The following is a 12226-nucleotide window of genomic DNA, read 5'->3' on the forward strand; positions in this document are numbered from 1 at the left end:
TTTAAATAGAAGGAAAAATATCTTTTGATTCCCACTTTTGTAATATCCTAGTCTTAATTACATCGTTGACAATTTCTTTTTCGTATTGATCAAAAGTTTTTCCTGTGATACCCATATTTATTGCCATTATCGGTTTCAACCCTCTTTTTATAGTTTTAAGACTTGATATTATCCCTCTCAAATCCACAGCTTTAGTAGATATTTCAGAATTTTGCGACTTAGTCTGTAAATCTAAAAACACTCCTGCAAATTGGACTAATTTCTCATAATCAGCTTCTTCAAATTCTAATTTTAATATATTCATAAGTGTATCTTCTTTTATTTGAGGTATATCTATAACCATAAATCTCGAAACTAGTGCTTCATTAAGATCCTTAGTTCCTGCATATTCATAATTCATTGTTCCTATGAATCTTGTAGCTTCATGGAGCTGTATTTTTTCATATCCTGGAACATCTATGATTTTTCTATAGTCAAGAGCTGAATGAAGAACTACTATTGCGTCATTTTTAGCCATATTTATTTCATCAAATATTCCAAAACCTCCATTAATGGCACATTCATATACAGCTCCTTTTCTAATTTGTACTTCATTATTTATGAATGTATCTGTACCTATTAAAGTTGAGCTGTCTGTGTTAGCATGAAACGATACATTCCATTGAGGTCTTTTAAATACATTGCAAAGATTATCAGCTAAAAGATTTTTACCTGTTGCCTTTGGGCCGCAAAGAAGTATGTTTTCATCTTCTAAAATAGCAGCTATACACATAGACCATATCTCTTTACCATAAAATAAGTTTTTTGGCTTAGGAATTCTATCTTTTATACTTCCATTGACTTTATAATAATTTCTAAAGTGAATAACATCTTGTATCAATCTTTCTTCTACTCCATGTTCCCTTAAAGAATCAAGCATATCCTGAATATCCCCTTTTTTGTTTTTATATTTCATATTGTGTTTCATACCCTAATATGAATTTGGTAATCTATACCATTGACATTATTATAATATAAAACCAGAAAATTAGCATTATACGATCTAGTCTACTCCTAATCTTTATTATTTAAAAACCCAAAAATGAATTAAAGGAGAGATATATCTCTCCTTTAATTCATTACTAATCTATTAATTTTCTTCACTATATTTAGATTTTGTAAAGCTTATTGTCAACTTAAATAAATCACCATCTATAACAATATCCATATCTCCGTTTTGAATATCTACCAAACTCTTTGCTATATTAAGTCCAAGACCTGATCCCTTAGTATTTCTAGATTTATCTCCTCTTGTAAATCTTTGTGTTATCTCAGCTACATCAAAGTTCATTTCATAAGACGATATATTTTTAAATACTAATTCAACATTATTGTCATTATCAATTATATCTATATATACTCTTGAATTTTGCATTGAATATTTGAGTATGTTTCCTATAATATTTTCAAATATTCTATAAGTTCTTCTTCCATCTAGATCACAAAAAACTTTATAATCAGGTATATTTATTTTAAAATCCAATGCACTTGTATTAATTTTTTCATCCATTTCCCCAAGAGTCTGTTTAAATAAAGATATTATATCAAGTGTTTCTATATTCATTTCTATATTCCCACTACTTACTTTACTAGCTTCAAATAAATCTTCTATTAATACTTTTAATCTCTTTGATTTAGTATCAAGTATATCTATATACTTCTCCTTTTCTTCATTTGTTGCACTATCATCCTTTAATAGATCTACATAATTTATAATAGAAGTTAAAGGAGTTTTTAAATCATGAGACACATTGGTTATAAGTTCCGTCTTCATGTTTTGACTCTTAGTTTCTTTATCTACTGCCACTTTAAATCCAGACTTTATATTGTTTAAATTCTTAGCAATGCTAGATAATATACCTATATCATCATCTATATTTACATTAAAGTTTCCATTAGCTAGTTCACTACTTTGCTCGTTGAGTCTCTTGATAGAATCTAAAAATTTCATCGTATACTTAAACATAAATATTGTATAACCGATGGCTATAATGACCCCAAGTCCTCCAGATAAAGCTATCATCCAAAGAAGTATTAAATTAGCACCAAACAACATTATAGCTTTCATATGATACGGTTTAGTTGTATCTATCTGAGTTATCTGTTTAGCTATATTTTTTACTTTATAGTTTAATTTTAAAATTATTTTCCCAGATATACTCTTATTTATTAATCCTTCTTTAATTCCTTCATTGTATATATGCTTCACATATACTATATTCAAATGAATAAGTAAATATAATATAAAAGTCAACGGTATACCTATGATATAAAACTCAGGTTTTGCATATATAATATCGCTCATAATATCTAATGCTGGGTACTGATTATTAAAACCAATTGACAGTATAGACATATTTATTCCAAAGAAAATAAACCATACAAGTATTTTTATTTCTAAATAAGATTTATTAAACAATCTACAGATTCCAATTTGAGTCTGTTTTGAATATGAAACAATTCCCGTTCCTATAATTACTAATAAAATTCCAATTAAAAGTATAGTGATAAGCAATTTTATATGAGGAGTTAAATTATATTCATTCATATTCCTTATTAGTAAATCATTATTATCAATTAGCTTTTTAGGAATGAAGTACTTTATGTCTAAATTACTGTAATTAATATCATTTCCATTGCCTAGATTTGAACTATATATAAAACTAGATAATTTGAATTCTTTGTTAGAAGAATATTTTGTAATTATATTTCCATTTTCATCGGTTACTATATTTATATACAGTTGACTATTTTTTATCTGATCTTGTAGTGATTCATCCTCTATATTAGTTATATTTAATGTATCATCATTATAACTAATATGATATTTAATATTTTCTACATTTTCATATCTGTCATAATATTGCCCTTTTTGTTCTCCAATTCTAGTTAATGTTAAAGCATTATTTAATCCTTCTAACGTATACACAAAATCATCACTTTTTATATATTCTTGTACGTAGTTTTTAGAACCAATCATTTTATTTTTTATAGGTGTATATATTCCAACTGAAATAATAGACAATATTAATATAACTATGATAGTACTAAGTGTTGATTGTTTAAATTTATTGTTTTTCAAATTTGTATCCAATTCCCCACACCACCTTTAAATATTTTGGATTCTTAGGATCTATTTCTATTTTTTCTCTAATTCTTCTTATATGAACAGTTACTGTATCCGCATTATATGCGGGTTCTTCCCATACTTTTTCATATATTTCTTGTATCGAGAATACCTTATTAGGATTACTCATAAGTAAGTGAAGTATCTTGTATTCAAGCGGTGTTATCTTTCTAACTTCACCATCTACAGACACTTCTTTACTATCATCATTTAATTCGATACTTCCTATCGTTATTACATTATCTTTTTTATTAACTAAACTAGAATAACTCATATATCTTCTTATATTTGAATTAACTCTTGCTATTAATTCAAGAGGATTAAATGGTTTTGTTACATAATCATCTGCTCCTATATTAAGTCCCAGTATCTTGTCCATATCCTCTGATTTTGCAGATAACATTATAATAGGGACAGTACTTTTTTGTCTTATCTTCATGGTTGCATCAGCGCCATCCAATATAGGCATCATAATATCCATAATTATTAAGTGTATATCTTCTTTATCAAATATTTCTAGAGCTTGCTTCCCATTATACCCCTTGAATACTTTATAATTTTGATTTGTTAAATAAATTTCTATAGCATCTGTTATTTCTCTCTCATCATCGACAACAAGTATATTATACATTTGCTTCCCCCTATATTTTTTAAGATATCTTATAAAAACATAATAACATATAGTTTCTAAGATTCTAGTATTATAATTCTTACAAATTTCTTAAGATATAGTAAAAAAACAGAAAACAGACTAAAATGTCAGTTTCCTGTTTTCTATTATATTAATATACCTGCTATGGAAGCTGTTAGAAAAGTTGCTTTAATTTAAATCAAAAATATATTTTATTTCTTCTTCAGTTAATTTTGAAATTATAGTTTCTCCAGGCTTAATTATAGAATCAATTAATTTTTTTTTCTTTTCCTGAAGTTCATAAATTTTTTCTTCAATTGTATCTTTAGTTATTAGCTTCATAACATGAACAGAATTCTTTTGACCAATTCTATAAGCTCTATCAGACGCTTGCTCTTCAACGGCAGGATTCCACCAAGGATCAAAATGAATAACTGTATCCGCTCCAGTTAGATTAAGACCTGTTCCTCCAGCTTTTAATGAAATAAGAAATATTTTTGCTTCCCCTTCATTGAATTCCTTAACTAAACTTCCTCTTTCTTTCATATTAGTTGAACCATCAAGATATTTATACTCAATACTATTTTCATCTAACATATTCTTTATTATATTTAACATAGATGTAAATTGCGAAAATATTAAAATTCTATGTCCACTATATATATTTTCTTTTACAAGCTCTTCTAATAATAAAAGTTTCCCACTCTCCCCTTCATAATTTTCAATAAACATTGACGGATGTGCACAAATTTGTCTTAATCTTGTTAGTCCTGAAAGTATCTTAATATGACTTTTCCCAATACCTTTTGTATTTATTTCCTCTTTAATTTCTCCTTTTATTTTATTTAAATATGCTAAATAGATTTTCTTTTGATCATCTGTAAGCTGAGAAATGATTTTGCTTTCAATTTTATCTGGAAGTTCATTTAAAACCTCCTTCTTCAACCTTCTTAATATAAATGGTTTTATATATCTTCTTAATTCTTCTAAAGCTTTTTTATCCTGTTCCTTAACTATTGGTCTTTCGAATATTTTAGTAAATTTAGTATGTGATAATAGTAATCCCGGCATTATAAAATCAAAGATTGACCAAAGCTCAATTAAAGAATTTTCAACCGGTGTTCCTGTAAGAGCAAAATAACTTTGAGCCTGTATTTCTTTAACACTTTTTGCATTTTGGGATGAAGGATTTTTTATATACTGCGCTTCATCTAATATACAAAATCTAAAAAATAAATCCTTATATAAATCTATATCTCTTCTAATAAGAGGATAGGATGTAATCACAACATCATATTCCTTTATATTATTTATTAATTTTTTTCTCTCTTCTTTACTTCCTGATATAATAACAGTTTTTAAACTAGGAGTAAATTTTTCAATTTCAGCTAACCAATTATACGCAAGTGAAGTTGGAGCAATTATTAGTGAAGGACTACTTCCATTTTCAATTTTTTCAGAAAGTAAAAATGTTAAAACTTGAATTGTTTTTCCAAGTCCCATATCATCAGCTAAAATTCCTCCAAATCCATATCTATATAAAGTTTTTAACCATTTAAATCCAAATTTTTGATACTCTCTTAAAATATTATTCATGTTTTCTGGAATATTATATTCAATGTCCTCAGGCTCTCTTATATTTTGAACTAATTCTTTGAATTGAAGATTTCTTTTTATAGATTTCATATTAGATTCTTTTAAATATTCATCAATATATAAAGCTTTGAATTTAGGAATATTTATATCTTCTTTTCCTAAATCTTTTAAATCTAAATATTCAACTAATCTTCCTAAATTATTCAATTCATCAGTATCAAGAGGTAAAAATGAACCATTTTTCAATTTATAATATTTTTTCTTTTCCTTAATTAAATTAAATATATTATTTAACTCCGACTTAGTTATACCTTCTATTTCAAATTTAAATTCCAATAAATCATTTCCAGTTTTTAACTTAACGCCTCCTGAAAATGAAGAAGCTTCACTTATTTTTATAGTTTTAAAACCTTCGGAATAATATACTTGAGCAATATCTTTTATTAAACAAATCTTATTATATATAAAATCAAATATCTTATCATCATCATCTAAATATATATATTTATTTCTTACTTTGAATTCTAAATCTTCAAAATAAGAAAGTATTTCAGTTTCTTTTTCTATATCCCTTAAAATTATCCTATCATCTTTTCGATTATCTTCATTTTCAATTTTGAAGGGATCTATTGTAATATCTCCATATACAAACTTTATATCAGCACTAATGCCTTCTTCTATTTTATTTAAATATATGTTTGATTTTAACCCAGGATTGTATATACTATCCTCTACCATCTCATTAACTTTAACACTTCCTATATTTTTAATTGCAGGATAAATATGTGAAATGAATCTTTCATTATATTTTTTAGGAATCTTAATAACATTTTTATTTTTAGTACCCAACATATCATAAAATGGCTTTATATTTTTCCTTTGATATTCTGATATCTTATGAATTTTATCATTAAAAAATATATATTCTCTATCCTTTACAAGAGGTATTATATTATTTCCTGTGTTTACTTCTAATTTTAAATCACTCTTTTCTTTCGTTAATAAAAAATTTATATTTAAGTCCTTGTTAACTATTTTCATATTGTTATATTGTACATCATTAATATTAGCATTAAATGGTATTTGATTAACTATTTCAAAAAATTTCTTAATTATACTTTGAGGAAGATATACTTTTTTTCCTTTAAAAAGGCTTGTATTATTAAAAGAAAATGATATTTCATCTAATGCTTTTTCTGTATCATAAATTTCTCTTAATAAATCTATAATAAGTTTATCTTCCTCCTTAAAATAGTGTATATTTGGATTAAAAGTGAAATTTTTACCAAAATCCAGTATTTCTTCATTTATAATAGATTCTATAAATTTTTTTATATTTTTGACTACATATAATCTTTCCTCTCCTACTTTTAAACTCAAATAAGTGTCATTTAAGAATCCATGTTTTCCATGGATAAATTCATAATCTATCTCAAGGTTTACTAAAACCTTGCTATAACTCTCTTTATAAGTAAAAAAATCTAATACATCCTGTGTTATATATTCTTCTTTTGAATCTATAAATTGATTTTTATTATTCATTTTTCACCTCTATTCATTAAACTTTCTAAATTTACTTTTTAACTCATATAAGTATTCAATATTTTATTATATCATAACAAAAAAACAGAAAACCAACTAAAATGTCAGTTTCCTGTTATAAACCCAAAGTTAGCAAATACACAAAGTGTACAAGTTGATATAATTATAGTTCTTAGCTTTGGTATTCTTTATTGATTTACAATTTCCTCGGTAAAAACAAGTGCATTGTTTATATTTCTTCCTGGTGAAGTTATATATTTTCCTTGATAATAAAGACTAGATGAAGCTCCTCCGTCCATGCACATAGCTCCCTTTAAGTTCATTTCTTTACATATTTGAGCCAATTCCTTTAAATTTACATTTGAAACTGTCCCCATTACAAATTTATTTTCATAAGTATATCCTATAAAACTTCTTTGAGCACGAGATGTATTTATCTTACTTTCCCAAAATCCCTCTTGTGCTCCATTTGCAGTTATTTTACCATCTATTATGAGGCTTGGTCCAGCTCCTATAGCGCATGTAACATCTTTCCACTTCACATTAGATTCTAAAGTTTGATCTATATTTTGTGACTCAAAGTTACACTCATAAGATATTCTATTTCCTACTTTAAATCTTTCTACTAGGTATTTAACTTCTTCATTAAATACTATTATACATCCATTTTGTGATACCCATAAGTTATCTTGATTCTCAACTATATACTTGACAACTCCATTTTCAACAATAACAGCCTTTGCGCCTTTTGAAGAAATAGGAGCATTATATTCCTCCGTATATATAACTATTGCATCTTTTTCACTTCTTGGGTGATTAAGTCCCCATGCGTAAAACTTCTTTTCATCATTTATGTACCCATCTATAGTAATACTAAGATTATCTATAATCATCTTGTTATCAGCAGTAAATCCCATAACCGAACCATAATTTCCTATATGAACTACTTTACCATCTTCGATAAGTGTTCCATATGGAAGATTAGATCCATCATATGCACTAAAGTATGTCCCATTTATTCCACCTATGACTCTATTAGTAGCAGTCTTTTTACCATCTGCCATATTCTTCAAAGAATCAGCCGAAGCTATCTTTTCATTAGCTCTTGCTACTTTAGGCTTTATAGTTTGATTGTTTGTATCTATAAGTACAATCTTGGCAGTCTTATTTACACTTTTAAAATATTGATTATAACTTACATATGGTGAAAATGCATATATTTGAGTAACTGTAACGCATGCTATAATAAATGCTACCAAAAATATTTTTTTCATTTTCCCCTCTCCCGTCATTAACTTCTTAGTCATGTTTTCCTAATCTATTCAGATTCCTTTATATCCTCCATAACCATCTGAGGAGTAACTTTTCCATTGTACTCATTAATTTCTGGACTAAATACTACATCAACAGTATTTTGATTAATTAAAGATTCATATTTTTCATTAAGCGAAAACCCTATTCCACTTAAGAATGTATTTCCCTTTTTACCACTAAGCTTTAAATGAACATTATTGTTCCCACATCCTTTAGTCCAACTAGGATTTACTTGTATATCTTTTATCATAAATAGAGGTTTTGGATTAGCCATACCATATGGTTCAAGCTTTGATATCTCATTTATAAGGTCTACACTCAATTGCTCTGCATCAAGTTCTGTCATTATATTAAGCTTTGGAACAAATATATTTGAATCTTTAGCCTTTATTTCTTTAGCTCTTTTATCAAGCTTTTCTCTTAACTCATCTAGCTTATCCTCCTCTAGGGAGAATCCACATGCCATTTCATGGCCTCCAAATCCTAAGAATAAGTCTGATACATTAACAAGTTCATCGTATATATTAATTCCCTTTATACTTCTTCCACTTCCCTTAATGTATCCTTCTTCAGTTTTTGTTACTACTAAAGTTGGCTTATAGAATAAGTCTTTTATTCTACCTGCAACAATCCCTATAACTCCTTCTGATACTCCATCTGCTCTTACAACTAAAAAATCATGATTCATATAATTAGTTTCTACTAATAATCTGCAAAATTCTTCGCCTTTCTCTTGAATATCTTGTCTTTTTGAATTCAGATTATGAAGTATAGCTGCTACCTTTATAGCTTCTTCCTCATTTTTTTCTAAAAGAAGTTTTACTCCAAGCTTTGCGTCTTCAATTCTTCCTGCAGCATTAAAACACGGTCCTAGTACATATCCTATTCTTCCCGCACTTATTTCTTTGTCATCAAGTCCAACTTCTTTTCTCAAAGTAGTTATACCTAATCTTTTATTTGAATTTATTCTTTTTAATCCGTATTTAACCAAAGTTCTATTTTCGTCTATTAATGGAACAAGGTCTGCTATTGTTCCAAGTGCTACAAGATCAAGCGGAGTGGATAATATATTTTTTGGAAGATTCAGTTCTCTTTGAAGAGCCTGAGCTAATTTAAAAGCCACTCCACACCCACAAAGTTCTTTAAATGGATATTTATCATCATCTTGCTTTACATTTATTATTATACACTCTGGAAGTTTTTCAGGTGGATTATGATGATCTGTAACTATAATATCTAGACCTATTTCTTTAGCATAGTTTACCTCTTCAAACGAACTAATACCATTATCTACAGTTATAATTAAGTTTGCTTGCATGTCTTCTTTAATCTTTTTTATCGCTTCTTTATTAAGTCCGTATCCTTCTGAGAATCTATTCGGTATGTAATAATCTATGTTATCTGTTATATTTGAAAAGAATTCTACTAATAAAGCTGATGATGTAACCCCATCGACATCATAATCTCCAAATATAACTATTTTATTGTCATTATGTATATGATGTTTTATCTTATCTACAGCTTCCTTCATGTTTTTTATAAGAAATGGGTCGTATGTTTTTTTGGGCTTATCACTTAAGAATTCTTCTATCTCTTTTTTATCCGTTATTCCTTTGTAGTGAAGTATGCTTTCAACTACTGATAGCCCTTGTATTTTATCTCCTTTTACATCCCAAATTTTGTTCATAGTTTCCTCCTTAATATGTCTAATCTTCAACAAGTTCAAATCTATATGTTTGATTCATAGGATTTATTTTTTCTTTTGGTACTTCTTCAAGAAACATCTCAAGCGGTCTTACAAAAAGACCATAATCTCCATATAATGCTTTATATAGTACCATATCTTCTTGTGTTTCAGAATGCTTTACTGTATCTATTACTAGATATAATTTGTTCTTAAAATGTCTATATAATCTTCCTTTTTTTAATTCTCTCTTCATTTTAAATTCCACCTAATCTTTAGTTAATATTTTTGAATCTCAAATAGTTCTTCTACTTTATCACTCATATATTTATAAGAATCGCACACTCCTTGATTATAAAACTCTGGGGCAAGCTCCTTAATAAAAAAATCCAAAATCATAGAAGATGCTAAATCTCCTAAATCTTCATCTCTTTCATCTTGAAAATATTTTTTTATAGAGGAAATCATTTTTGCTTTTTTATCTTTGCTTAAATTTATTTTATCCATAACTTCTCCTTTATTTTTAATATTAAAAACCTCTCTACACAAGTCCATTATATCATTTACAATCAACTTTGTATAAAGAGGTTTACTTAAATTTCAACAATCGTGATTAAAATGTAAGTCATCACGATTGTTTTTAATTTAACTATTTTTTTTATTAAAAAGCATATCCAACCAGAAAATTGTATGTTATAATTCAATTGAATTATTTTTATTAGGTCTTTTATTAGATCTCTTAAATTCCTCTATTAAGCTGCAACTTAATGGAGGTTTTTTTATTTTTTTTATTTATACATACCTAAATCAACAGGTAACTTGCCTTTATTTTTTATAAACGTTATTGCAATATCTACTACAACAGCTAAATCTTCTGCATTAAAATAGTATTCTATATTACTATCAAACAACACATTGGCAGATGGATTAAATTCCTCGTCACCTTCCCAAATTATAAATGTAAAAAATACATTTTTTAAAAATTCAAATCTATATGCTAAATCACCTGTACTAGTCTTTTCACATTCTATATTTTCAAAATCCTGTTCAAATTTTTTTAAATTATTTCCATATATTTTGGCAAGTCTTAATATTGTTCTATTATAAAAATTTTTGTAGTATACATGACCTCCGTTAATATCCTTGAATGTTATGTCTTTTCCTGTTTGAGATATTCCTTTTCCATTTACAAGATATCTTAGTATCATTATTTTTATAATATATGAATTTACCATTTCACCATTTTCATTATATGTATCACCACTTGGGTATTTGACTTTATAAGTTTTATTTATAAGTTTTAGTGTAAATATACTATTATCTTCATCATAATTATTTCCTGTAAGCTTTGCCATTTCTTTTGGATCTTTTTTTTGAAATATATCTCTTATATACTCATATGGTACTCTTCCTTGTCTATCATCCATAATTTTATAGCCTCCTTGTATAATTATATTTAGTTAATTTTACCATATTATGTATATAAGTTGTATTTCTTATTCCATAGTTTCTATCTCATCAGGAATAATTAAATCTGCATCTGTCTTTTTTATAACTTCTTCAACAGTTACATCAGGTGCTAATTCCTTGAGCACAAGACCGTCTTTTGTTACCTGCATTACTGCAAGTTCTGTTATTATTAAGTCTACTACTCCTTTTGCTGATAATGGTAATTTACATTCTTTTAAAATTTTAGATTCACCGTCCTTTGTTGTATGGACAGTAGTAGCTATAACTTTTTTTGCTCCTACTAATAGATCCATGGCCCCTCCCATACCAGGGCTATATTTGCCACTTTCATTTTCAAGTGCCCAATTGGCTATATTCCCATACTGATCTACTTCCAAAGCTCCTAATATAGTTATATCTACATGTCCTCCTCTAATTATTGCAAATGACGTATCTAAATTAAATAAAGAACAACCCGTCAATGGTGTAACTGGCATTCCTGCTGCATTACAAAATGTATGATCTTCTTCTCCAAGCTTTGCAACTTCTCCAAAATTTAGTATTCCATTTTCAGATTGTAAAATTACATTTACTTTTTTTGGTATGTAGTTACTTGATAAAACAGGGATTCCAAACCCTAAATTAACAACCATTCCATCTTTAAATTCTTTAGCAGCTCTTTTAGCTATTCTCTTTTTTGGATTCATTATTTTCCCTCCTTGTATAATGTAGTTATAACATTTGATAGAAAACTTTCTAATTATCTAACGAACATTAATAACTTTTCTAAAATTTCAATAATGCATAAAATCCTATCAGATTTCAAAACATTTCATACTATCGT

At 27.2% G+C, this 12226-nt stretch carries 10 protein-coding genes; all 10 read right to left on the reverse strand.

What is annotated here, in order from left to right; genetic code table 11:
• Position 1 precedes the first annotated feature (1 nt).
• The 10 genes from Tmeso_RS06245 to Tmeso_RS06290 all read right to left on the reverse strand — a co-directional run bounded on the left by Tmeso_RS06245 (position 2) and on the right by Tmeso_RS06290 (position 12089).
• On the reverse strand, positions 2–967 hold the full coding sequence (locus Tmeso_RS06245; RefSeq protein WP_242967883.1) for an AAA family ATPase: 966 nt from the start codon (positions 965–967) through the stop codon (positions 2–4).
• Positions 968–1129: 162 nt separating this feature from the next.
• On the reverse strand, positions 1130–3133 hold the full coding sequence (locus Tmeso_RS06250) for a sensor histidine kinase (protein WP_099189327.1): 2004 nt from the start codon (positions 3131–3133) through the stop codon (positions 1130–1132).
• A complete protein-coding gene (locus tag Tmeso_RS06255; RefSeq protein WP_099189329.1) occupies positions 3108–3797 on the reverse strand; it encodes a response regulator transcription factor in 690 nt (229 codons plus the stop codon). The genes Tmeso_RS06250 and Tmeso_RS06255 overlap by 26 nt, the downstream gene beginning before the upstream one ends.
• A gap of 189 nt (positions 3798–3986) precedes the next feature.
• Entirely contained in the window at positions 3987–6935 is a 2949-nt protein-coding gene (locus tag Tmeso_RS06260) for a DEAD/DEAH box helicase (RefSeq protein ID WP_099189331.1), read from the reverse strand.
• Between the two features lie 188 nt (positions 6936–7123).
• On the reverse strand, positions 7124–8209 hold the full coding sequence (locus Tmeso_RS06265; protein WP_187296252.1) for a phosphodiester glycosidase family protein: 1086 nt from the start codon (positions 8207–8209) through the stop codon (positions 7124–7126).
• 44 nt (positions 8210–8253) lie between these two features.
• Positions 8254–9936, reverse strand: coding sequence for a single-stranded-DNA-specific exonuclease RecJ (gene recJ, locus Tmeso_RS06270; protein ID WP_099189335.1), 1683 nt, complete (start codon positions 9934–9936; stop codon positions 8254–8256).
• Positions 9937–9955: 19 nt separating this feature from the next.
• Positions 9956–10189, reverse strand: a complete 234-nt coding sequence (locus tag Tmeso_RS06275) for a DUF1653 domain-containing protein (RefSeq protein ID WP_099189337.1) — start codon at positions 10187–10189, stop codon at positions 9956–9958.
• A gap of 23 nt (positions 10190–10212) precedes the next feature.
• The gene (locus Tmeso_RS06280) at positions 10213–10440 is read right to left on the reverse strand and encodes a DUF2164 domain-containing protein (RefSeq protein ID WP_099189339.1); all 228 of its coding nucleotides are present in this window, start codon (positions 10438–10440) and stop codon (positions 10213–10215) included.
• 281 nt (positions 10441–10721) lie between these two features.
• Complete coding sequence (locus tag Tmeso_RS06285) at positions 10722–11360, reverse strand: DUF3786 domain-containing protein (RefSeq protein ID WP_099189341.1); 639 nt, start codon at positions 11358–11360, stop codon at positions 10722–10724.
• Between the two features lie 69 nt (positions 11361–11429).
• On the reverse strand, positions 11430–12089 hold the full coding sequence (locus Tmeso_RS06290) for a 3-oxoacid CoA-transferase subunit B (RefSeq protein ID WP_099189342.1): 660 nt from the start codon (positions 12087–12089) through the stop codon (positions 11430–11432).
• Between the last annotated feature and the right edge of the window lie 137 nt (positions 12090–12226).

Origin of the sequence: Tepidibacter mesophilus, assembly GCF_002724055.1 — a bacterium.
Classification (GTDB): domain Bacteria; phylum Bacillota; class Clostridia; order Peptostreptococcales; family Peptostreptococcaceae; genus Tepidibacter_A; species Tepidibacter_A mesophilus.

What these genes read in the sequence shown, in the direction of transcription:
- Tmeso_RS06245 (WP_242967883.1), bottom strand. Translation starts at nt 967, where the DNA reads ATGAAACACAATATGAAATATAAAAACAAAAAAGGGGATATTCAGGAT.
- Tmeso_RS06255 (WP_099189329.1), bottom strand. Translation starts at nt 3,797, where the DNA reads ATGTATAATATACTTGTTGTCGATGATGAGAGAGAAATAACAGATGCT.
- Tmeso_RS06260 (WP_099189331.1), bottom strand. Translation starts at nt 6,935, where the DNA reads ATGAATAATAAAAATCAATTTATAGATTCAAAAGAAGAATATATAACA.
- Tmeso_RS06265 (WP_187296252.1), bottom strand. Translation starts at nt 8,209, where the DNA reads ATGAAAAAAATATTTTTGGTAGCATTTATTATAGCATGCGTTACAGTT.
- recJ (WP_099189335.1), bottom strand. Translation starts at nt 9,936, where the DNA reads ATGAACAAAATTTGGGATGTAAAAGGAGATAAAATACAAGGGCTATCA.
- Tmeso_RS06275 (WP_099189337.1), bottom strand. Translation starts at nt 10,189, where the DNA reads ATGAAGAGAGAATTAAAAAAAGGAAGATTATATAGACATTTTAAGAAC.
- Tmeso_RS06280 (WP_099189339.1), bottom strand. Translation starts at nt 10,440, where the DNA reads ATGGATAAAATAAATTTAAGCAAAGATAAAAAAGCAAAAATGATTTCC.
- Tmeso_RS06285 (WP_099189341.1), bottom strand. Translation starts at nt 11,360, where the DNA reads ATGGATGATAGACAAGGAAGAGTACCATATGAGTATATAAGAGATATA.
- Tmeso_RS06290 (WP_099189342.1), bottom strand. Translation starts at nt 12,089, where the DNA reads ATGAATCCAAAAAAGAGAATAGCTAAAAGAGCTGCTAAAGAATTTAAA.